Below are 19,679 nucleotides of genomic sequence, written 5' to 3'. Positions count from 1 at the left end.
TATCCATTCATTTGGCGGACTCGACCGACCAGTTGACGGCCAGTACGGGAGCGCCCGGCCTCGCCCGGCCGGCCTCCCCGTCCGGCCGGGCGCGGAGGCCGGGAGCGGGCGGCGACCGGACCGGGTGGTGACCCGACCGGGCGTCCCGGCCCCGCCCGGGCGTCCGCCCACGAAGCACCCCGCCCGGTCAGCCGGTCGCCGACTCGGTGAGCCGGGCCTCGACGGCCCGCCGCACCGCCGCGAAGTCCAGCCCGTGATCCGCGATCACCCGGGCACCCAGCCCCTGCCCCTCGCGCAGCACGCCGAGCAGGAGGTGGCCGACCGCGATGTGACCGGAGCCGAGCCGGATCGATTCGCGCAGCGACAGCTCCAGGGTCTTCTTCGCCCTTGGGGTGAACGGGCTGCGGCCGCCGGCCTTGAACCAGCCCCGGCCGCGGCGCTCCTCCCCCTTCCCCGGTCCGTCCAGCGCGCCCTCGCCGAAAGCGGCCTCGACCGCCTCCCGGACGGCGTCCAGGTCCACCCCGATGCTGGCCAGCGCCTGTGCGTCGTCGCCGGACCCGAGCAGCCGGACCACGGCGGCCCGGGCGGTGGCCAGGTCGAGCCCGGCGTCGACGAGCACCTGGGCGGAGGGGTCGTCGGCCTGCCCGAGCATGCCGAGCAGCAGGTGCTCGGTGCCCACGTGGTCGTGCCGGAGCGCGGCGGCCTCCTCCCTGGCCTGCACGACCGTCCCGCGCGCGGCGACGGTGAATCGTTCGAACATCTCAGCCTCCGTCCTTCTCGTCCGTGCCGAAACCGCGTCGGCCGTACTTCTTGTGGACCGCCTGCCTGCTGACGCCGAGGCAGATCGCGATGTCCTGCCAGGACCAGCCCTGGCCGCGGGCGTTGCCGACCTGGAGGTCCTCCAGCCGGTCCGCCAGGTCGCGCAGGGCGCGGACCGCCCGCAGGCCCACCGCGGGGTCACGACTGCTCGCGGCTGCCGCGAGTTCCTTGGTGTCGCTCATGGTGTCAACCTAGGTTGACAGCCGCGCCCTGTCAACCCAGGTTGACACTTCAGGCCGGTCCGCCGAACCGCGCCGCCAGCGCCTCCTCGAAGGTGCCCCGCCCGTCCGCGTGCTCGGGTGTCAGGTTCCCGCCCGCCCGCAACCGCCGGAAGGTCTCCCCGGGCAGCCGCACCGGCAGCAGCACCCGGCGCAGCCCGGCCGCCCGCAGGTACGCCCGCGCCGCCTCCTCGTACCCGATCACCCTCGGCCCGCCCAGCTCGGGCGCGTACCCCGCCGGCTCCCCGCCCACCAGCTCGACCAGCCGCGCCGCCACCTCCCCGGCGTCCACCGGCTGGAACCGCACCCCCGCCGCCACCGGCACCACCGGGGACTTCGCGGTCACCCGCAGCACCGAGAGCAGCAGGTCGTGGAACTGGGTGGCCCGCAGCACCGTCCAGCCCAGCCCCGACTCCCGGACCAGCCGCTCGGCCGCGAGCTTCGCCCGGTAGTAGCCCAGCGGCACCCGGTCCACGCCGACGATCGAGACGTACACCAGGTGCGGCACCCCGGCCCGGCGGGCCGCCGCCACCAGGTTGGCCGTCGCCGTGACGTCGGCCTTCCCCTGGGTGGTGGCGCAGTCGACCACCGCCGAGACGCCGGCCACCGCCGCGTCCACCCCCGCCCCCGTCGTGAGGTCCCCCACCACCCAGGCGTGCCCGCCCCCGGAGTGCGCGCGACGGCTCAGCACCCGCACCTCGCACCCCTGCGCGAGCAGCAGCCGCACCACCTCCCGGCCCAGCGTGCCGGTGCCCCCGGTCACCAGAATCGGCTTCATGACCGTCCCTTCTCCCGTTCTCGTTTCCCTGAGAACGACCGGACGGCCCGCCGGAACGTGACATCCCCAGGCCGGGGGACGCCGGCGCCGGCCCTGGGCAGCACGAAGGGGGCCGACCGGTGGTCGGCGCCCTTCGTCACACTGCGGTCCCGCGAACGGTCGCGGCCCGGCCTCCCCGGCGGGCGGAACTCAACGCCGGGGCCCGCGGGCCGCGCCCGGGATCAGCTGCAGCCGCTGGTCGATCCGCAGCCCTCGCACAGGTAGCAGCTGCCCGCGCGGCGCATCTTGGTGCCGCACGAGAAGCAGAGCGGGGCGTCGGCGTTCAGGCCGAGCTGGATCTCCATCAGTTCGGTGGAGTTGTGCGCCTGGGCCGGGGCGGCCTTCGGCGCCTCGACGGCGGCGGGCTTGGCGGCCACCACCGGCTCCGCGGCGCGGGGGGCGGACTGGGCCAGGCCCTCGACGTCCAGCTCCTCGGCCTCCAGCGGCTCGTACGAGCCGGTGTCCAGGTGCCGCTGACGCTCCTCGACCGAGTGGATGCCGAGCGCGGAGCGGGTCTCGAAGGGCAGGAAGTCCAGCGCCAGGCGGCGGAAGATGTAGTCGACGATCGACTGCGCCATCCGCACGTCCGGGTCGTCCGTGAGGCCGGCCGGCTCGAAGCGCATGTTGGTGAACTTCGAGACGTACGTCTCCAGCGGGACGCCGTACTGCAGGCCGACCGAGACCGCGATGGAGAAGGCGTCCATCATGCCCGCGAGGGTCGAGCCCTGCTTGGACATCTTGAGGAAGACCTCGCCGAGGCCGTCGTCCGGGTAGGAGTTGGCGGTCATGTAGCCCTCGGCGCCACCCACCGTGAAGGAGGTGGTGATGCCCGGGCGGCCCTTGGGGAGGCGCTTGCGGACGGGGCGGTACTCGACGACCTTCTCGACCACCGGGGCCGCCTCGGCCTTGGGGGCCTCGACGGCCGGCGTCTTGGTCTTGGCCGAGAGCGGCTGGCCGACCTTGCAGTTGTCGCGGTAGATCGCGAGCGCCTTGACGCCGAGCTTCCACGCCTCGAAGTAGATCTCCTCGATCTCCTCGACGGTGGCGACCTCGGGCATGTTCACCGTCTTGGAGATGGCGCCGGAGATCCACGGCTGGATCGCCGCCATCATCCGCACGTGGCCCATCGCCGAGATGACCCGCTCGCCCATGGCGCAGTCGAAGACCTCGTAGTGCTCGGGCTTCAGGCTCGGGGCGTCGACCACGTTGCCGTGCTCGGCGATGTGCGCGACGACCGCCTCGACCTGCTCCGGCTGGTAGCCGAGGCGCTTCAGGGCGCGCGGCACGGTGCCGTTGACGATCTGCATCGAGCCGCCGCCGACCAGCTTCTTGAACTTGACCAGGGCGAGGTCGGGCTCGACGCCGGTGGTGTCGCAGTCCATCATCAGGCCGATGGTGCCGGTCGGGGCGAGCACCGACGCCTGGGCGTTGCGGAAGCCGTTCTGCGCACCGATCCGCAGCACGTCCTGCCAGGTCTCGGTGGCGGCGGCCCAGACCGGGGCGTCCAGCTCGTCCACCGGCACGGCGGCGGCGTTGGCGTCGGCGTGCTGCTTCATGACCCGCTGGTGCGGGGCCGCGTTGCGGGCGTAGCCGTCGTACGGGCCGACCACGCCGGCCAGCTCGGCGCCGCGGCGGTAGGCGGTGCCGGTCATCAGCGAGGTGATGGCGCCGGCCAGCGCGCGGCCGCCCTCGGAGTCGTAGGCGTGGCCGGTGGCCATCAGCAGGGCGCCGAGGTTGGCGTAGCCGATGCCGAGCTGGCGGTAGGCGCGGGTGGTCTCGCCGATCTTCTCGGTGGGGAAGTCGGCGAAGCAGATGGAGATGTCCATCGCGGTGATGACCAGCTCGACGACCTTGGCGAAGCGCTCGGCGTCGAAGGAGTCGTCGTCGCGGAGGAACTTCATCAGGTTCAGCGAGGCGAGGTTGCAGCTGGAGTTGTCCAGGTGCATGTACTCGGAGCAGGGGTTGGACGCGTTGATGCGGCCGGACTCCGGGCAGGTGTGCCAGTGGTTGATCGTCGAGTCGTACTGGATTCCGGGGTCGGCGCAGGCCCAGGCGGCCTCGGCCATCTTGCGGAACAGCTTCTTCGCGTCGACGGTCTCGATGACCTCGCCGGTCATCCGGGCCCGCAGGCCGAACTCGGTGCCGTTCTCGACCGCGGTCATGAACTCGTCGGAGACGCGGACCGAGTTGTTGGCGTTCTGGTACTGGACGGAGGTGATGTCGTCCCCGCCGAGGTCCATGTCGAAGCCCGCGTCGCGCAGGGCGCGGATCTTCTCCTCCTCCTTCACCTTGGTCTCGATGAAGGCCTCGACGTCCGGGTGGTCCACGTCCAGCACGACCATCTTGGCCGCGCGGCGGGTGGCGCCGCCCGACTTGATGGTGCCGGCGGAGGCGTCGGCCCCGCGCATGAAGGAGACCGGGCCGGAGGCGTTGCCGCCGGAGGAGAGCAGCTCCTTGGAGGAGCGGATCCGGGAGAGGTTCAGGCCGGCGCCGGAGCCGCCCTTGAAGATCATGCCCTCTTCCTTGTACCAGTCGAGGATCGACTCCATGGAGTCGTCGACGGCGAGGATGAAGCAGGCGGAGACCTGCTGGGGCTGCTTGGTGCCGACGTTGAACCAGACCGGCGAGTTGAAGCTGAAGATCTGGTGGAGCAGCGCGTAGGTGAGCTCGTGCTCGAAGATCTCGGCGTCGTCCGGGGCGGAGAAGTAGCCGTTCTTCTCACCGGCGGCGCGGTACGTGAGCACCACGCGGTCGATGATCTGCTTGAGGCTCCACTCGCGCTGCGGGCTGCCGACGGCACCGCGGAAGTACTTGGAGGTGACGATGTTCACGGCGTTCACCGACCAGGAGTCGGGGAACTCCACGCCGCGCTGCTCGAAGTTGATCGAGCCGTCGCGCCAGTTGGTCATGACGACGTCGCGGCGCTCCCAGGTGACCTCGTCGTAGGGGTGTACGCCAGGGGTGGTGTGGATGCGCTCGATCCGCAGGCCGCCCTTCGTCGCCTTGCCGGCGGCGCCCTTGGCAGCCTTCTCGGACTTGGACCCGCGTGCGGAACCGCTCGTCGTGTCTGTCACTTCTCGCTCCTCCTCCTGGGCAAACGCCCTCGGCGCCCCTTTGCTTCCGGGGTGCCGCTGGTTCGCTTCTCCTGGTGTGCGGACGGCCGGGTCGCCGGCTGTTACCGCACGGTTTGTGGTGTTCTGTGCCCAGATTTCGGGCGCGCGTCAGCCCCGGAGGGCCGGTCGGTACGGTTGTAGTACGTCGGTGTTACGCCGCCGCGTCGAATGACGCACCGGCCGGGGTCATGCGGTGCCCGCCGGTCAGGACGCGGCGGCGGGGGCCGGCACCGGGGCGCCGTCCTCCAGGGCGAAGGCCTGCTCGGCGCGGAGTTCCGCGATGGCGGCCTCGAAGTCTTCCAGTCCGTCGTACGCCCGGTACACGCTGGCGAAGCGCAGGTAGGCGACCACGTCGAGGTCCTTGAGCGGACCGAGTATGGCGAGCCCGACGTCGTGTGTCGAGAGCTCGGCGCTGCCGCTGGCCCGCAGGCACTCCTCGACCCGCTGGCCGAGCTGGGCGAGGGCGTCCTCGGTGACCGGGCGGCCCTGGCAGGCCTTGCGGACCCCGGAGATGACCTTCTCCCGGCTGAACGGCTCGGTGACGCCGCTGCGCTTGACGACCATCAGTGCGGCCGTCTCCACCGTGGTGAATCGGCGGCTGCAGTCGGGACACTGCCGGCGGCGGCGGATCGAGCTGCCGTCGTCGGTGGTGCGACTGTCGACGACGCGACTGTCGGAGTGCCTACAGAAGGGGCAGTGCACCTGAGGATTCCCTCCCTGGCATGACGTGCGGACCCCGACGAGTCTACGCGATGCGAGGGGGTCAACCACAACGTGTGGGTCCGAGGAGCACTCTAGCCACTAGATCTAGGTCTTCGGGGGATCCGGCCGCCCAGGCGCGTCGGCCCGGATTAGACTTGTGCAGTCGAACATTTAATCGATGTACAACAAAGCCTTGATCGAGTGTGTCAACTCTCGAATAATTCACTCGAACGTGTGTTTGGCGCAACCTTTCGATAGGTGGTGCCGTTGGGCTGGAAAAGGGGAGGACATCCGTCGAGAGGGGCCGCCGTGAACACGATCGAAAGCAACACCATCCCGGTGCAGGAACACACCCAGCTCAAGGTGGGGCAGCGCACCACGAACCAGAGTGTGGACCACAGCATGGACCGTAGCGAAGACCACCGCCACGCCGGCCCGGCCGTCGTCGGCGTGAGCCGCGTCCCCGACCAGCCGATCGAGCACTCCAACGCCCAGGACGCCACTCTCGGCCACCCGGCGCCCACCCGCTCGCTGCCCGGCCGGCCGCCCGGCATCCGCACCGACGAGGCCGGGCTGACCGAACGCCAGCGCCGCGTCATCGAGGTCATCAGGGACTCCGTCCAGCGCCGGGGCTACCCGCCGAGCATGCGCGAGATCGGCCAGGCCGTCGGCCTGTCCAGCACCTCCTCGGTCGCCCACCAGCTGATGGCCCTGGAGCGCAAGGGGTTCCTGCGCCGCGACCCGCACCGCCCGCGGGCCTACGAGGTGCGCGGGGTCGAGGTGGCCCGCCCCAACACCGCCGAGACGGCGGGGCGCCCGTCCACCTCGTACGTGCCGCTGGTCGGCCGGATCGCCGCCGGTGGCCCGATCCTCGCCGAGCAGACCGTCGAGGACGTCTTCCCGCTCCCCCGTCAGCTGGTCGGCGAGGGTGAGCTCTTCGCCCTCACCGTGCGCGGTGACTCGATGATCGAGGCCGCCATCTGCGACGGCGACTGGGTCACCGTCCGCCGCCAGCCGGTCGCCGAGAACGGCGACATCGTCGCCGCCATGATCGACGGCGAGGCCACCGTCAAGCGCCTCAAGCGCGAGGACGGCCGGATCTGGCTGATGCCGCACAACCCGGCGTACGACCCGATCCCCGGCGACAACGCGACCATCCTGGGCAAGGTCGTGGCGGTGCTGCGCCGGCTCTGACCCGCCGGCGGCCTGACCCGTCGGCGGCACGCACCACCGGGCCGCCGCGGCCCACCCGGTCCGCGGCGGGGAACAGCTGAGCCGAGCACAGATGAAGGGGACTCCGGTCGCAGCCGGAGCCCCCTCTGTCATGCCCGCCCGTGATGCCTGCCGGGCCCCGACGCGCCGGCCCGTCCGGGCCGGACGGACCGTCGGAGCACCCCCGGGAACGCCCCCCGGCCCAGGACGGCCGAGGCCGGCCCGGGAGGCCCGGTACCGCCGCTCAGCCGCGCTTGGCGACCGGACGCGGCTCCGGGGCCGAGGCGTCGATGGCGGCCAGCGAGCGGCGCACCTGGTTGCGGTCGGTGGTGTACCAGAACTCCGGCATCGACGAACGGAAGTAACTGCCGTACCGGGCGGTCGCCAGCCTCGGGTCCAGCACCGCCACCACCCCGCGGTCGTCCACGGCCCGCACCAGCCGGCCGGCGCCCTGCGCCATCAGCAGCGCCGCGTGGTTGGCCGCGACCGCCATGAAACCGTTGCCGCCCGCCTCCTCGACCGCCTTCTGCCGGGCGCTCATCAGCGGATCGTCCGGCCGCGGGAACGGGATCCGGTCCATCACCACCAGCTGGCAGGCGGAGCCCGGCACGTCGACGCCCTGCCAGAGCGAGAGGGTGCCGAACAGGCAGGCGGCCGGCTCGGAGGCGAAGTCGCGGATCAGCTCGCCGAGGGTGTCCTCGCCCTGCAGCAGGATCCGGTTGTCCAGCCGCTCGCGCATCGCCTCGGCCGCCGCCTGCGCCGCCCGCATCGAGGAGAACAGCCCGAGCGTGCGGCCGCCGGCCGCGCCGATCAGCTCCTCCAGCTCGGCCAGCATCTCCGGCCGGTCGGGCTCGCGGCCCGGCGGCGGCAGGTGCTTGGCCACGTACAGGATGCCCTGCTTGGGGTAGTCGAAGGGCGAGCCGACGTCGATCCCGCGCCAGTACGGCGGGGTGTCCTCGCCGAATTCCAGCTCCGGGTCCTGCGGGGTGCGGACGTCCGCCAGCCGCCCCTCGCCCGGCAGGCCGAGCGAGCCGGCCACCCCGTTGAAGTCCCCGCCCAGCTTGAGGGTGGCCGAGGTGAGGACGACCGAGCGCTCCTTGTAGAGGTTCTCCCGCAGCAGCCCGGCGACGTTCAAGGGCGCCACCCGCAGCGAGGCCGTGCCCGGGCCGAAGCGGTCGGAGCGCTCGATCCAGACCACGTCGTACTCGGACTCGGCGAGCAGCCGCTCGGCCGTCTCGTGCAGGGTGTCGGCGGAGGCCATCGCCTGCTTGCGGACGGCGTCCTCGTCGGTGAGGGCCTTGTCCCTGGTCTCCCCCAGCGAGGTGATCACCTGGCGGGCGGCGTCCCGGATCGCCGAGACCGCGTAGGAGAGGTACTCGGGCAGCTCCTCGACCCGGCCGGGCTGCGCCGTCTCCATCAGCCCGTGGTAGCTCTCGGCGGCCGCCTGCAGGGCGTCCACGGCCTTCTCGTTGGCCAGCCGGGCGGCCCGCTTCACCGCCCGGTTGACCGCGCCGACGGTCAGCTCGGCGGTGGCCGCGCCGGTCACCCGGTTCACCAGTTCGTGCGCCTCGTCGACGATCAGCATCGCGTGCTCGGGCAGCACCGGCGCGCCCTCGATCGCGTCGATCGCCAGCATCGCGTGGTTGGTGACGACGACGTCCGCCAGCTTGGCCCGCTCGCGGGCCTTCTCGGCGAAGCACTCCTGCCCGTAGGCGCACCTGGTCGCGCCCAGGCACTCCTTGGAGGTGACCGAGAGCTGGGCCCAGGCCTTGTCGGAGACGCCGGGGGTGAGGTCGTCGCGGTCGCCGGTCTCGGTCTCGTCGGCCCACTCCCGCAGCCGCAGGACGTCCCGGCCGAGCTTGCCGGTGGGGCCGCCGAGCGCCTCGACCGGGTCGAACAGCCCCTCGCCCTCCTCGCTCGGGGTGCCCTCGTGCGCCCGGTGCAGGCAGAGGTAGTTGGAGCGGCCCTTGAGCATGGCGAACTCCGGGCGGCGGCGCAGCACCGGGTGCAGCGCGTCGACCGTCCGGGGCAAGTCCCGTTCCACCAGCTGGCGCTGGAGCGCCAGGGTGGCCGTGGCGACCACCACCTTGTCGCCGTGCGCGAGCGCCGGGACCAGGTAGGCGAGGGACTTTCCGGTGCCGGTGCCGGCCTGGACGAGCAGGTGCTCGCCGTGGTCGACGGCGTCGGCCACGGCCTCGGCCATCCGGACCTGGCCGGGGCGCTCCACGCCGCCGACCGCGGCCACCGCGGCGTGCAGCAGGTCCGGCAGGCGGGAGCGCTTCACCGCGGGTGCGTCGGCGGGCGCGGCCTCGTCGTCACCGGGCAGGGGCTGGGGTTGGGAGTCGTTCGTCATCGCCCTCCCACCCTACGGCGCGGCACTGACAATCCGGCTCCGTTGTTCGGGCATCGCCGCCAGCACGCCGGGGTGCAGCGCGTTGGGCACCTGGCCGTGCACGGCCGCGTGCGGCCGCTCGGGGCGGTCCCGGTAGCCGTCGAGCAGGAGCCGGTTGCGGTTGAGGCAGAGCCGGTCGATGGCCGGCCGGAACAGGTCGAAGAGCTCGAAGCGCTCGCGCAGCTCGGGGAAGCGGGCCTGGTAGCGCAGGATCTCCTCGCGCAGCAGGGCCCAGAACTCCGCCTCGGGCAGGCCGAGCTGCTGGTCGAGCAGCGGCGCGAGGTAGCGGTAGACGCCGATGAAGAGGCCGGAGTGCAGGAACTGGCAGAGGAAGTCCGGCCGGTCGCGGAGCAGCACCCCGGCGACCTCCGCGGGGATGCCGCGCAGCTCGGGCAGGTCCTGGTCGCTGAGGTTGACGTCGTCGACGAAGTCCTTGACGGCGAGCCGGACGGGCACGTCGTCCGCGTCGAACACCACGATGGCGTTCTCGCCGTGCGGCGAGAAGACGGTGCCGTAGCGGTAGAGGAAGTGCAGCAGCGGGGGGAGCATCGCGCCGAACAGCCGGCCCACCCACTCCCGCGGGCCGAGCCCGGAGCGGGCGATCAGTTCGGCGGTCAGCGCCCGGCCGTCCCGGCCGCACTGCAGCAGGGCGGCCAGCGTGCGGGCCCGCTCGCCCGGGTCGAGGAAGGGCCCGAGCGGCTCCCGCCAGATCGCCCCCAGCAGCTCCTTGTACTGGTAGGGCGCCTCGGGCAGCTCCCGGTACACCGGGTGGTCGACGGTGACGGAGGCGATCTCGCCGAGCAGGATCACCCGGCACTCGTCGCGCAGGAAGGCGTCGCCGTCCCGCAGCCCGTGGATCCAGCCGGTCACGGCCGGCGCCACCAGGGTGCGCTCGGTCGGCAGGCCCCGCCAGACCAGGGTGTTGAGGATGGCGAGCGGCAGTTTGACCGTGCAGCGCTCCGGCCGGCTGACGTTGAAGAAGGAGCGGATGGACTGCTGGGGCAGCCGCAGGTCGCCGTCGGAGGGCAGCGGCACGATCTCCCCGGCGGCGATCCAGGGGGCGAAGAGCGGCACCACGGTCTCGTCCCACTGCCAGGGGTGCACCGGCAGCAGCAGGTAGTCGTCGGCCGCGTCGCCGAGCGCGGCGCGCAGCCCGGCGGGGTCGTCCAGCTCGGTGCGGTACAGCTGCTCCGGGCTCTCCAGGCCGGGCACCCCGCGGTAGGTGGCGAGCCGCTTGTGCACGGCGATCCAGGGCAGTGGCCGGGGTGTGCGGGCCTCCGGGGCCCAGCGGGCGGCGTCGGCGGCGGAGAAGCCGAGCCGGCCCTTGTTGGGCACGATCCAGGGGTGCCCGCCCTGGCGGCCCTCCAGCTCGGTGTGGCCGAGGTCGGCCAGCTCGGCGGCGGTCGGCGCGGTGGCCAGCTGGTGGGCGTCGGCGAGCAGGGTGGCGGTGAGCTCGCGGACCAGGTGGCCGGTGGTGTCGCCGCCGAGGCCGAGTTCGTGGCGGGCGAACTGGACGAAGCGCAGCGGGTCCAGGTCGGGGTCGTGCGAGCAGTGCAGGGAGGCCGGGTCGACCTGCCAGCTGCCGTAGGCGCCGCGGCGGGCGGTGAAGCGGTACGTCACCGCGCCGGGCAGGGTGAGCAGGTGGCCGCCGTCGGCCCCGGCGACCGGGGTGACGAGCTCCTCGTACGCGAACTCCGCCAGCATCTTGGCCAGCATCGCCCGGCGGGCCCGCTGCCAGTGCTCCGGGGTGAGCTGCGGGGGCAGGTACAGCGGCGGCTCAGCGGCTGGCTGCTGCGGCACGGGGCCACTCCTGGGGTCGTGGGAAGCCGGTGGGGGCGGTGGCGGTGGCGGTGGCGCCGGGACCGTCGGTGCTGGTCGGGGCGGCGGCGCCGTCCCCAGGGTGCGGGGCGGCGGGCGCGGGCGGGGCGAAGCCGGTCCAGGCGGTACGGGCGGGCAGCCGGTGGACGGTCCGGCCGGCGACGGCGTTGAGGATCACGGCGGCCCGGTGGGCGCCGAGCCCGAGGTCGGGGGTGCCGACCCCGTGGGTGTGCAGTTCGGCGTTCTGAACGTACAGCCCGCCGGTCAACTCCGGGAGGGTGGCGACGCGGTGGTCCAGGCCGACCCGGTAGCGGCCGGCCTCGTCCCAGTCGATCAGGGCGGCCAGCGGCCCGAGCAGGGCCGGCCGGGCGGCCCGGTAGCCGGTGGCGAGCACCACCGCGTCGGTCCGCAGCAGGTGCTCGGCGGCCGAGTCGACGTGCCGGCAGCGCAGTTCGAGGCCGCCGCGGGGGCCCGGCCGGGCCTCGGTGACCGCGGTGCCGGGGGTGATCTCCACCGGGGCCGAGTCGATCGGACGGCCGATCGTCCGCTCGTAGAGGTGGTCGTGGATCTCGGCGAGCGTCTCGGCGCTGGCGGCCTTGTGCAACTGCCACTGGGCCGTCACCAGTTCGTCGCGGACGGCGGCCGGCAGCGTGTGGAAGTACCGGGTGTAGTCGGGTGTGAAGTGCTCCAGGCCGAGCTTGGAGTACTCCATCGGGGCCAGCGCCCGGGTGCGGGTGAGCCAGCGCAGCCTGGTGCCGTCCGCGCCGCGCCGGCGCAGCAGGTCGAGGAAGACCTCCGCGCCGGACTGCCCGGAGCCGACGACGGTGATGTCCCGGGCGTCGTCCAGCTCGCCCCGGCGGTCCAGGTAGTCCGCCGAGTGCCAGGCCCGCGGGTGCCCCGCCAGCGCGCCGAAGGCCTCCGGCAGCACCGGGCGGGTGCCGACCCCGAGGACGGCGTTGCGGGCGCGCACCGTCCGCCGGGCGCCGGTGGCGGTGTCCGTCAGCTCGGCCGCGAACAGGCCCTCCGTCCAGCGCAGCGCGGTGACCTCGGTGCCGAACCGGCAGGCGGGCAGGCGTTCGGCGGCCCAGCGGCAGTAGTGGTCGTACTCGCGGCGGGGCAGCTGGAAGCGCTCGGCGAAGTAGAACGGGAAGAGCCGGTCCTGCTCGCGCAGGTAGTTGAGGAAGGACCAGGGGCTGGTCGGGTCGACCAGCGAGACCAGGTCGGCGAGGAAGGGCACCTGCATCCGGGCGCCCTCGACCAGCATCCCCGGGTGCCAGCGGAACTCCGGCCGGGCCTCGCAGAACAGCGTGCTCAGGCCGGCGGCCCGGTCCGCCAGCGCGGCGAGCGAGAGGTTGAACGGGCCGATGCCGACGCCGAGCAGGTCGTAGGGGTCGGGGGTGGGCGTTTCCATGACGGAGGGGGATTCCTAGGGGAGGGACGGCGGCGCCTGGGCCGGGCGGCCGGGCGGGCGTTGGCGGATCATCAGCGCGGCGCGCTTGGTGGGGAGGTCGAGCTCGGCGGCGATCCGGAACCCGGCCCGCTCGAAGGCCCGGACGGACGGCAGGTTGCGCACGTCGGGTTCGGCGACCACCCGGCCGCAGCGCGGTCGGACCCGCAGGATCCGTTCCGCGACGGCGTCCAGCAGCATCGTGCCGAGGCCCCGGCCACGGGCCCGGGACGGGCCGAGCAGCAGGTGGACCCCGGTGTCGTGCGGGCGGGCCGGGTAGTACCGGGCGAGCGGGTCGAGGTCGGCCCGGTAGATCTCCCAGTAGCTCATCGGGGTGCCGTCCAGCAGGCCCATGCAGGGCACACTGCGGCCGTCGCCCTCCAGTTGCCCGCGCAGGTGGTGCTCGGTGGTGGCGGGCGGCCCGTCGAGCTCCCAGAAGGCGGCGACCTCCGGGTCGTTCATCCAGCCGGCCAGCAGGTCGAGGTCGGGGGCGAGCCGGACGGGCCGCAGCCGGAAGTCGCCCGCGTCGGTGGGCATGGTGCCCCAGCGGGCGATGCCGTCGAGCAGGTCGGCGGGGGCGCGGGGCGCCGGGGGCGCGGCCTGCACCCGCACCCCCGTCCGGGAGCCGGCCGTCACGCGGCGGCCACCGGGTTGGCGATGTCCACGTACACCGACTGGGTCTCGACCGGGCCGACCAGCTCGTCCAGGCCGTTCAGCCTGGTCAGCAGGTTGGCCTTGCAGCGCAGGGTGGCGGCCTCCAGCAGGTGGGCGGGCAGCGCGGAGCCGGTGGCGGCGGCCCGGGGGCCGGCCAGGAAGCGCCGCAGGGCGGCGAGCAGGACCTGCTCGTCGGCGAGCCGCTGGGAGCCGAGGGCGCCGATCAGGCCCAGCACGTGGTTGATGCCGAGGTAGTAGGCGAAGCGCTCGTCGGCGGTGGCGTCCGCGACGAAGGTGTCGCTGGCCTCGCCGAGGCCGGGCAGCCGGGCGTGCAGCCGGTCGGCGTGCGAGGTGCGGAAGTAGTAGCCCTGGTTGTCCCGGTAGCGGCCGCCGACCGGCCAGCCGACGGTGTCGAGCAGGACGAGGCTGTTCTGCTGGTGGGCCTCCAGGGCGATGCCGGCCCGGCCGTCCAGCCAGAGCACCGGCAGCACGACGGCGTCCAGGTAGCGCAGGAACCACTCGGTGGCCACCGTCCGCAGCGGGCGGCCGCAGCGGGCGGACAGCGAGCGGAGCAGGTCGCCCAGCCGGCTGCGGACCGGTCCCTCGCCGCCGAGCGGCTGCTCGGCGACCAGGCCGGCCACGCAGAGCGCGCGCTGGTCCGGGCCGAAGGGCTGCTGCCGCAGGACGGTGTCCAGGCCGCTGGGGTCCGCGGGGCCGTCCTGGCCAGCGGCGCCGGGCAGGTCCACCCCGATCCAGGCCGGGTCCCGGACGATGTCGAAGCCCGGGTGGGCGGCGCGCCACTCCTCGCCGAGGCCGCTCTCCAGCAGCCGGTGCACCTCCAGGCCCCGGTGGAGCTCCTTGCGGAGGTTCTCCCGGCGGGAGTTGGTGATCCGCAGGCCGAGCGAGAGCTTGAGCATCCAGGGGGTGCCGGGGCGGCAGACGGTACGGACCGAGGAGGTCGGGTACCAGGGCTCGCCGTGCGGGCCGAGGTCGTGCAGCCGGCCGTCGGCGAGCAGCGCGGCGACGGCCGGGCGCAGGGCCAGCTCCCGGGCCTGCCAGGGGTGCAGCGGGAGGGCGGCGGTGCCGGGCGGGAGCAGGCCAGGGGTGGCCAGCAGGCTCTCGGTGAGCTGTTCGGCGGTGCTGGTGAGCGCGGAGCCGGCGGCGAGCAGCTCGCGGTCGACGGCGTACCAGTGCAGTCGGAAGGAGCCGCGCAGCTCGGGCGAGTAGGCGGCGCTCTGGGCCGGGCCGAGTCCGTCGCGGCTCTTCGGGGTCGGGTGCAGCGGGTGGCCGAGCAGCAGGTCCTGCTCGGCGGCCAGGAAGGGCGAGGCGGGCCGGGCGGCGGGGTCGGCGGGCTCGCGACGGTGGGCCAGGATGTCGGCGGTGCGGGTCACCGAGTCGGCGACCCGGGCGGCGAGGTCGGCGATCCGGCCGGGGTCGGGACGGTCGGCGGCGGCCGCGGCGAGCAGCGACGCGGCGGTGACGGCGTCCACGGGGGCGCCGTCCGGGGCGGGGCCGCCGGGCTCCGCGGCGAGGCTCCCGGGCCCGGTCGCGGGGGCGGCGACCGGCTCCGCAGCGGTGGACGCACCGGTGAGGACCGCGGCGCCGAACCGGTGCCAGCCGCAGGCCGACCAGTGCCGGACGGGGACGGTCAGCCGGGCGGCGCCGCCCAGGACGGCGATCCGCAGCAGGCCGTCGGGGCCGGGACGGGCGCCGGTCTCCCGGGTCCAGCAGCGCAGCAAGGCCTCCAGCGCGGCCTGTTCGGCGGCGACCGCCGGGTCCGGGTGCAGCAGCCGGTCCGGTTCGGCCGCGGCCCGGGCACGGGAACCGGCTTCCGCGTCGGCCCTGGCCGGGCGGGCATCGGCTCCGGCGCCCGCCCGCTCCGGCGCCGCCCGCTGCGGACCGCCCCCGTCCGGGTGGGCCGCTTGCGCCCCGGCCTCTTCCGCCGCTGCCTGCTGGGGCAGGTACGGAAGTGCGGTCGGGGCTCCGGTGAGGGCGGTGCTCAAGGCTGCTCCTTGTGGCGCGGGGGACTCCGGACGCGGCATTGTCGGGGGATGTCTGGCGGGCACCTCTCACCGTGCGTCAAGTAAGGGTTACCTATCCCTGAGGGGTGATCACAAGAACGGATCACTCGTTGGGGTGAAGATCGCGAGTTACTCACCCTCAGGAGGGAGCAGCTGCTTCTCCGACGCGACGCGGGAGGGGCGCCGGGGCGAGGCCGGCGGCCGGCCGCGGAGGCGCTCCGGGCGCCGTGTCACGGATCGGTGACCTTCCATCATCGTCCGCAACCGGGGGGTGGCCACCGCCGTCCTGATGGCCGGTGGAAGACTCCACCATGCCCGCGACGCGGCCGCAGCCCGGCGGCTCGTCACCCCGGCGGCCGGCCGTCGGCGCCGGGCAGTGGACCACAGGGGGAGCGAAGCCCATGTCACCGATCCGCCGATCCGCCGACCGCGCGTCCGGAGCGGCCGCCCGGCCCGCCCGCGCGCGCCGCCGCGCCGTCGGCGCGGCCCTCGTCGCGGCGGCCCTGCTCGGCAGCGCCGCCTGCGGCCCGGACGGCGGCGGCAAGGCCGCCCCTCCCCCGGACGGCCAGGCCGCGGCCACCAGCGCGGCACCGGGCGGCGGCGGGGTGATCGGCGGGCTGACGCTGCCCACGGGGCTGCCCTCCGGCCTGCTCGACGGGCTGCCGAAGACCTGGGACGACCTGAAGAAGTGGAAGTTCGAGGACTGGGACAACTGGGCCAACCAGCACGTCTTCAACAACCCGGTGGTCAAGGACTTCTGGAACCCGGACAAGATGGGCGACTCCAAGCCCGCCGACCCGGCCCCGCCGACCACGCCGCCGGCCGGCGACAGCGGGGCCAGCGACCCCGAGCCGCCCGTGGTCAAGGCCTCCCCGGTGGCCCGCCCGTACACCAAGCAGCCCTCGGGGAAGGTGTTCTTCAGCGCGGAGGGCGGGCGCGGCAACTGCTCCGCCACGGTGATCGCCGACCCGGCCCACCCGGGAAAGAGCAACCTGGTGTGGACCGCGGGGCACTGCGTCCACCAGGGCAAGGGCGGCGGCTTCTACAAGGACCTGGTCTTCGTCCCCGCGTACAACAACTCCGGTGCCTCCAGCGGCGGGAAGAAGGCGCCGCTGGACCAGCTCGCACCGCTGGGCACCTGGTGGGCCGACAAGGTCGTGCCCTCGCCGCAGTGGACGGCCGAGGGCGGTGGCACGGGTGACTCCGCGAGCCAGTACGATTTCGCCGTCATGCGGGTGCACAACCAGAACGGCGGCGGCAAGTCGCTGGAGGAGACGGTCGGTTCGGCCGTTCCGGTCTGGTTCGACGCCCCGCGCGAGACGCTCTCCGTCGCGGCCTGGGGCTACCCGCTCTTCAAGCCCTTCGACGGCCAGGAGCTGTACATGTGCGACGGCGGCAAGCCGTCGCGGCTCTCGTTCGACGCCAAGCGGCCCTCGATGCTCACCATCGGCTGCGACATGACCCAGGGCTCCAGCGGCGGCGGCTGGTTCGCCAGGATGCCGGACGGAAGGACCGCCCTGGTCAGCAACACCTCGATCGGCACCCAGGAGCACACCTCGCTGAGCGGCCCGTACCTGGAGGGCGTCGCCAAGCAGGCCCTGGACTACATCTCGAAGAAGTAGCCGGCCGCCGCCGGCCCGGCCGGCGCACGGCCCCTCACCACCACTCACGACCACCACGGGGAAGCACACACCATGTCGAACACCGTCCGCACCGGCCCGGTCCGTCGCCGGGCCGCCCTGGCCACCGCCTCGGTCCTGGCCGTCCTCTCGCTCGCCGCGACCGCCTGCGGGCCCGAGAACGGCGACCCGAGCACCGACGCCGGCGCCACCGCCGCCCCGACCGTCGCGGCGAGCGCCTCCGCGTCCGGCAAGCCGGGCCTGGGACTGCCGACCAGCCTCGCCGACCTCGCCAACTGGAGCCTGGACGACTGGGCGAAGTTCGCCAACGACAACATCCTCAAGAACGATGTCGTCAAGGGCTTCTGGGACATGACCAAGATGGAGGCCGCGGCCGGCCGGGACACCCCCGAGTTCAGCACGCAGAGCGCCACCGCCCAGAACGAGACCGACCCGCAGCTGCCGAGCCCGATACCGGCCAAGCCCCAGGCCCACCCGTACAACGCCGCGACCGCGGTGCTCGGCAAGCTGTTCCTGGAGGACGGCAAGGGCGGCGGCGGCTACTGCTCGGCCACCGTGGTCAGCGACCCGGCGAACCCGGGCCGCAGCAACCTGGTGTACACCGCCTCGCACTGCCTGCACGAGGGCAAGGGCGGCAAGTTCTTCCAGAAGATGACCTTCGTCCCGTCCTTCAACAAGAGCGGCGCGTACAGCAACGGCAAGAAGGCCAGCGAGGCCGAGATGGCCCCGTACGGCTGGTGGGCGGCCGACGAGGCGTACGTCAGCCCGCAGTGGGCGGCCGAGGGCGGCCACGACGGCGGCCCGGTCAGCCAGTACGACTTCGGCATGATCCACGTGCACAACATGAACGGGGACGGGAAGTCGCTGGAGGAGACGGTCGGCAGCTCCGTGCCGGTCTGGTTCAACGCCCCGCGCGAGCAGGTCAACTCGGCCTTCGCGTACGGCTACCCGTCGGCCGCGCCGTTCGACGGCCGCGAGCTGGAGCACTGCGACTCCACCGTCAAGCCGGCCAAGCTCTCCTTCGAGGCGACCCGGCCGACCATGTACGTGATCGGCTGCACCATGACCCCGGGCTCCAGCGGCGGCGGCTGGTTCGTCACCAAGGACGGCAAGCCGGCCCTGATCAGCGTCAACTCGATCGGCCCGAAGCCGGCCGCCTGGATGGCCGGCCCCTCGCTGCAGGCCCAGGCCAAGAACATGTTCGACTACGTGAGCAAGAAGAAGCGCTGACCCGCACCGGCGGAACGTCGAGGGCCCCGGTCTCCTGGGAGACCGGGGCCCTCGACGTCGGGTGAAGCCGGATCAGCCCTGCGTCACCACGGTGTAGCGCTCCAGCTCGGCCGCCAGCTCGGCGGCCACCTTGGCCTTGATCAGGGTGCCCTCGCCGGTGTGCTCGGTGGCGAGCAGTTCGCCCTCGGCGTGCACCCGGGAGACCAGGTCGCCCCGGGTGTACGGGACCAGCGCCTGGACCTCGATCGCGGGCCTCGGGAGCTCCTCGTCGATGAGGCGCAGCAGTTCCTCGATGCCCTGGCCGCTGCGGGCCGACACCACGATGGCGTGCGGCTCGCGGCGCAGCAGGCGCTGCAGGACGTGCGGGTCGGCGGCGTCCGCCTTGTTGATCACGACGATCTCCGGCACGTTCTGCGCGTCGACCGAAACGATCACCTCGCGGACGGCCGCCAGCTGCGTCTCCGGCTCCGGGTGCGAGCCGTCCACCACGTGCAGGATGAGGTCGGCGTCGGCGACCTCCTCCATGGTGGAGCGGAAGGCCTCGACCAGGTGGTGCGGCAGGTGCCGGACGAAGCCGACGGTGTCGGCCAGCGTGTACACCCGGCCGCTCGGGGTCTGCGCCCGGCGGACCGTCGGGTCCAGGGTGGCGAACAGGGAGTTCTCCACCAGGACGCCGGCGCCGGTGAGCCGGTTGAGCAGCGAGGACTTGCCGGCGTTGGTGTAACCGGCGATGGCCACGGACGGCACCTGGTGGCGCTTGCGCTCCTGGCGCTTGGTGTCCCGGCCCTTCTTCATGTCGGCGATCTCCTTGCGGAGCTTCGCCATCTTCTCGCGGATCCGTCGCCGGTCCGTCTCGATCTTGGTCTCACCGGGACCACGGGTGGCCATGCCGCCGCCGGAGGAGCCGGAGCCGCCACCGCCCATCTGACGGGAGAGCGACTGGCCCCAGCCCCGCAGTCGCGGCAGCATGTACTGCATCTGCGCGAGCGAGACCTGCGCCTTGCCCTCACGGGACTTGGCGTGCTGGGCGAAGATGTCGAGGATCAGGGCCGTCCGGTCGACGACCTTGACCTTGACGACGTCCTCCAGCTGGATCAGCTGGCCGGGGGTGAGCTCACCGTCGCAGACCACGGTGTCGGCGCCGGTCGCGGCGACGATGTCGCGCAGCTCGCGGGCCTTGCCGGAGCCGATGTAGGTCGCGGCGTCGGGCTTGTCACGGCGCTGGATCACACCGTCCAGCACCTCGGAACCGGCGGTCTCGGCGAGGGCGGCGAGCTCGGCGAGCGAGTTCTCCGCCTCCTCGACGGTGCCGTCCGTCCAGACGCCGACGAGCACCACGCGCTCCAGGCGGAGCTGGCGGTACTCGACCTCGGTGACGTCCTGCAGTTCGGTGGAGAGGCCGACGACACGCCGCAGGGCGGCGCGGTCGCTCCGGTCGTACTGGTCGCCGTCGTAGTGGCGGTCGCGGTCCTCGTCGATGGCCGCGAGGTCCTCGTCCATCAGGGCCTCGGCCCGGAGGTCGCCGAGGCGACGGGAGGAGTCTTCGGATTGGTCGCGGGTTTCGAACGTGGAGGTCATTCTGTCCTTTGTCTAGCT

At 73.4% G+C, this 19,679-nt stretch carries 14 protein-coding genes; 3 read left to right on the top strand and 11 right to left on the bottom strand.

Translation table 11 applies throughout. From position 1 onward, the window contains the following. Positions 1 to 187 precede the first annotated feature (187 nt). The 5 genes from IE329_RS26730 to nrdR form a co-directional block, all read right to left on the bottom strand. Positions 188 to 760, bottom strand: coding sequence for a Clp protease N-terminal domain-containing protein (locus IE329_RS26730; protein ID WP_190213538.1), 573 nt, complete (start codon positions 758 to 760; stop codon positions 188 to 190). A gap of 1 nt (position 761) precedes the next feature. Further along, positions 762 to 1,001, bottom strand: coding sequence for an RNA polymerase subunit sigma-70 (locus tag IE329_RS26725; protein ID WP_190213537.1), 240 nt, complete (start codon positions 999 to 1,001; stop codon positions 762 to 764). 49 nt (positions 1,002 to 1,050) lie between these two features. Beyond that, positions 1,051 to 1,815, bottom strand: coding sequence for an SDR family oxidoreductase (locus IE329_RS26720; RefSeq protein ID WP_190213536.1), 765 nt, complete (start codon positions 1,813 to 1,815; stop codon positions 1,051 to 1,053). Between the two features lie 221 nt (positions 1,816 to 2,036). Beyond that, complete coding sequence (locus IE329_RS26715; protein ID WP_190213535.1) at positions 2,037 to 4,928, bottom strand: vitamin B12-dependent ribonucleotide reductase; 2,892 nt, start codon at positions 4,926 to 4,928, stop codon at positions 2,037 to 2,039. Positions 4,929 to 5,171: 243 nt separating this feature from the next. Further along, positions 5,172 to 5,669 carry a transcriptional regulator NrdR gene (gene nrdR / locus IE329_RS26710; protein ID WP_073924832.1) on the bottom strand — a complete coding sequence of 166 codons (498 nt, stop codon included), beginning with the start codon at positions 5,667 to 5,669 and terminating at the stop codon, positions 5,172 to 5,174. Between the two features lie 474 nt (positions 5,670 to 6,143). Between nrdR and lexA the strand changes: the two genes are divergently transcribed. Continuing rightward, complete coding sequence (gene lexA, locus IE329_RS26705; RefSeq protein WP_229927782.1) at positions 6,144 to 6,863, top strand: transcriptional repressor LexA; 720 nt, start codon at positions 6,144 to 6,146, stop codon at positions 6,861 to 6,863. A 262-nt stretch (positions 6,864 to 7,125) separates the two neighbouring features. Here lexA and IE329_RS26700 read toward each other — a convergent pair whose 3' ends face one another. The 5 genes from IE329_RS26700 to IE329_RS26680 are packed head-to-tail and all read right to left on the bottom strand — an operon-like array spanning position 7,126 to position 15,234. Then, positions 7,126 to 9,234 carry an ATP-dependent DNA helicase gene (locus tag IE329_RS26700; RefSeq protein ID WP_190213534.1) on the bottom strand — a complete coding sequence of 703 codons (2,109 nt, stop codon included), beginning with the start codon at positions 9,232 to 9,234 and terminating at the stop codon, positions 7,126 to 7,128. 12 nt (positions 9,235 to 9,246) lie between these two features. Next, a complete protein-coding gene (locus IE329_RS26695) occupies positions 9,247 to 11,073 on the bottom strand; it encodes an IucA/IucC family protein (RefSeq protein WP_373311303.1) in 1,827 nt (608 codons plus the stop codon). Continuing rightward, on the bottom strand, positions 11,051 to 12,502 hold the full coding sequence (locus tag IE329_RS26690; protein ID WP_190213533.1) for a lysine N(6)-hydroxylase/L-ornithine N(5)-oxygenase family protein: 1,452 nt from the start codon (positions 12,500 to 12,502) through the stop codon (positions 11,051 to 11,053). Before IE329_RS26690 ends, IE329_RS26695 begins: the two co-directional genes overlap by 23 nt. A 15-nt stretch (positions 12,503 to 12,517) precedes the next feature. Continuing rightward, complete coding sequence (locus IE329_RS26685; protein ID WP_308438403.1) at positions 12,518 to 13,174, bottom strand: GNAT family N-acetyltransferase; 657 nt, start codon at positions 13,172 to 13,174, stop codon at positions 12,518 to 12,520. Further along, positions 13,171 to 15,234 (bottom strand): IucA/IucC family protein, encoded by a 2,064-nt coding sequence (locus IE329_RS26680; protein ID WP_190213532.1) that lies wholly within the window; start codon positions 15,232 to 15,234, stop codon positions 13,171 to 13,173. The genes IE329_RS26685 and IE329_RS26680 overlap by 4 nt, the downstream gene beginning before the upstream one ends. Before the next feature lie 380 nt (positions 15,235 to 15,614). Here IE329_RS26680 and IE329_RS26675 point away from each other — a divergent pair, with 380 nt between their 5' ends. After that, positions 15,615 to 16,835 carry a trypsin-like serine peptidase gene (locus IE329_RS26675; protein ID WP_190213531.1) on the top strand — a complete coding sequence of 407 codons (1,221 nt, stop codon included), beginning with the start codon at positions 15,615 to 15,617 and terminating at the stop codon, positions 16,833 to 16,835. A gap of 72 nt (positions 16,836 to 16,907) precedes the next feature. Beyond that, positions 16,908 to 18,083, top strand: a complete 1,176-nt coding sequence (locus tag IE329_RS26670) for a trypsin-like serine peptidase (protein WP_190213530.1) — start codon at positions 16,908 to 16,910, stop codon at positions 18,081 to 18,083. Positions 18,084 to 18,155: 72 nt separating this feature from the next. Here the strand turns inward: IE329_RS26670 and hflX are convergent, their stop codons facing one another. Then, complete coding sequence (hflX, locus tag IE329_RS26665) at positions 18,156 to 19,661, bottom strand: GTPase HflX (protein ID WP_190213529.1); 1,506 nt, start codon at positions 19,659 to 19,661, stop codon at positions 18,156 to 18,158. Positions 19,662 to 19,679 lie beyond the last annotated feature (18 nt).

This window comes from Kitasatospora indigofera, from assembly GCF_014655955.1.
Classification (GTDB): domain Bacteria; phylum Actinomycetota; class Actinomycetes; order Streptomycetales; family Streptomycetaceae; genus Kitasatospora; species Kitasatospora indigofera.
The sequence above is the reverse complement of the archived record's forward strand: the minus strand, read 5'-3'. Positions and strand labels throughout refer to the sequence as shown.

Coding starts and splice junctions, on each gene's coding strand:
- IE329_RS26730 (WP_190213538.1), bottom strand. CDS start 760: ATGTTCGAACGATTCACCGTCGCCGCGCGCGGGACGGTCGTGCAGGCC.
- IE329_RS26725 (WP_190213537.1), bottom strand. CDS start 1,001: ATGAGCGACACCAAGGAACTCGCGGCAGCCGCGAGCAGTCGTGACCCC.
- IE329_RS26720 (WP_190213536.1), bottom strand. CDS start 1,815: ATGAAGCCGATTCTGGTGACCGGGGGCACCGGCACGCTGGGCCGGGAG.
- IE329_RS26700 (WP_190213534.1), bottom strand. CDS start 9,234: ATGACGAACGACTCCCAACCCCAGCCCCTGCCCGGTGACGACGAGGCC.
- IE329_RS26690 (WP_190213533.1), bottom strand. CDS start 12,502: ATGGAAACGCCCACCCCCGACCCCTACGACCTGCTCGGCGTCGGCATC.
- IE329_RS26680 (WP_190213532.1), bottom strand. CDS start 15,234: ATGCCGCGTCCGGAGTCCCCCGCGCCACAAGGAGCAGCCTTGAGCACC.
- IE329_RS26675 (WP_190213531.1), top strand. CDS start 15,615: ATGTCACCGATCCGCCGATCCGCCGACCGCGCGTCCGGAGCGGCCGCC.
- IE329_RS26670 (WP_190213530.1), top strand. CDS start 16,908: ATGTCGAACACCGTCCGCACCGGCCCGGTCCGTCGCCGGGCCGCCCTG.
- hflX (WP_190213529.1), bottom strand. CDS start 19,661: ATGACCTCCACGTTCGAAACCCGCGACCAATCCGAAGACTCCTCCCGT.